The sequence below is a fragment of the Rhizobium sp. 01T437 genome, from assembly GCF_056398505.1.
This window is the reverse complement of the sequence record NZ_JBFTPM010000057.1, coordinates 1-1,942: the sequence shown is the minus strand read 5'-3', so window position 1 is coordinate 1,942 and position 1,942 is coordinate 1. Positions and strand designations below refer to the sequence as shown.

Here is a 1,942-nt window from a genome sequence, read left to right as displayed (position 1 = left end):
ATTGTCCCCGCAGGTGCCGTGATCTGCCGCAAGGGCGATGTTGGCGATCAGATGTTCTTCATTGTCGAGGGGCGGGTCACCGTGGCGACACCCGACCATCCAGTGGAACTCGGTGCCGGAAACTTCTTTGGCGAGATGGCGCTGATCAGTGGCGAACCTCGCTCAGCGACGGTCAGCGCAACAACCGAGGTATCGCTGCTGTCGCTCTACGCCGTGGATTTCCAGATGTTGTCGAGCAGTAGTCCGGAGATCGCGGAGACCATCCGCAAGACGGCGCTGGAGCGGCGGGGCGGGCCGCCGAAGGAATAATCCAAGCCTGATGGCTGCGGCATTGCAATAGGCTGTCTCCAGACTGCAACCTAAAAGTAGATGTAGCTGCTGTCGATTTGCCCGGTCTCGGCGATCCAACCTTCCTAGGTCAGTGCCTTCAGGATACGTGTGTTCAAGCTCATTGTGAGGGCTTAACACTGACAACCGTCCTCCGATCATAGGCAGTCTTCATCTCTGCCAACTCACTCTCGATTGACGCTATGACCTCCAGGGCTTTGACGCCCGAGACGACGTAATCATCGACGAGCTTCTCGAGCAGAGGCGAAGCTGGCGAACATATGGCTTGTCTGTTCCGGTACCGATCGGTGCTCGTTTGGACATCGCATTCTCCTTGCGACTGAATCGGAAGAACGCGTGGGATTCCAAAAAGTTGCGTGCTGGAATGGCAGAAGCCTTCACAACCCTGGTACGAGCCAGAATCGATTTGCGAAGAAAAATTCCTAAATCATTGAAAATTGATTCGTTTCGAGTCGGAACGAATCACTCTCGTACGTCTTTGAGTCGCGGCTAAGTGATTCGGAGCAAGCGTCATGGCAAGTGGCATACGTGCCCAATGGAAGGGCTACCTCAAGTTCGGTGAAGTATCGTGCGGCGTCGCCCTCTACACGGCTGCAAGCACTTCCGACCGCATCACGTTCAACACAATCAACAAGGCGACAGGAAATCGGGTAAACCGCATCTTCATCGACAGTGAGACCGAGGATCCTGTTCCGAAAGAGTTGCAGACCAAGGGTTTCGAGATCGACAACGGTCGATACATCATCATTGATCCGGAAGAAGTTGCCGCAACAATCCCCGACAGCAACAAGACGCTCGAGATCGAGGCGTTCATTCCGTGCTCGGATGTCGATGACGTTTATTTCGACAAGCCCTACTATCTCACCCCCGACAAAATGAGTGGCGACGCTTTTGCCGCCCTGCGCGACGGCATGACGAAGTCCAAGGTGGCTGCCATTGCACGCGCGGTCCTCTTCCGCCGGATGCGCAGCGTGCTCATACACCCTCATGGAAAAGGCCTGATCGCAACCACGCTTCAATACGACTACGAGGTTCGGTCTTCCAAGAAAGCGTTCGAGGAGATGCCGAAGATCAAGATCCAGGGCGAGATGATGGATCTCGCCAAGCACATCATCAGCACGAAGAAGGGCGAGTTCGATCCGGCCGCATTCGAAGACCGTTACGAAGCCGCCCTTGCCGATCTCGTGAAGGCGAAGATAGAAGGCCGCTCGCTGCCGAAGCCGAAGAAGGTCGAGGTCTCCAAGCCCAATGATCTGTTGGCTGCTCTTCGCCAAAGTGCCGGGATGATGAAGGCTGCGGCGCAAAAACCGAAACGCACTGCCGCCAATGCAAATGCTGGCACAGGACGGCAGCCTGCCGCGCGTGGGACGGCTTCGAAGACACCTTCTTCGAGATCCGCCGCGCAGCGCAAGACTGGCTGAGGAGATAGGTCATGGCCCCGAAATACTATTGGAAAGGCTACCTGAAGCTCTCGCTGGTCACCTGCCCGGTGGCGATGACCCCGGCGACATCGGAATCAGAGAAGGTCCGTTTCCACACCCTGAACAAGGACACTGGAAACCGCGTGGTTTCCCAATACATCGACTCGGTGACC

3 protein-coding genes are annotated in these 1,942 nt (G+C 56.2%); all 3 read left to right on the top strand.

Annotated features, from left to right (window positions below):
• Positions 1 to 309 (top strand): cyclic nucleotide-binding domain-containing protein (locus AC1DM5_RS36450; RefSeq protein ID WP_477976924.1); only part of this gene is annotated, 309 nt, incomplete at its 5' end.
• A 551-nt stretch (positions 310 to 860) separates the two neighbouring features.
• A complete protein-coding gene (gene ku, locus AC1DM5_RS36445) occupies positions 861 to 1,769 on the top strand; it encodes a non-homologous end joining protein Ku (protein ID WP_477824406.1) in 909 nt (302 codons plus the stop codon).
• 11 nt (positions 1,770 to 1,780) lie between these two features.
• Positions 1,781 to 1,942: Ku protein (locus AC1DM5_RS36440; protein ID WP_477976926.1), on the top strand; the 162-nt coding region annotated here is incomplete at its 3' end.

What these genes read in the sequence shown, in the direction of transcription:
- ku (WP_477824406.1), top strand. Translation starts at nt 861, where the DNA reads ATGGCAAGTGGCATACGTGCCCAATGGAAGGGCTACCTCAAGTTCGGT.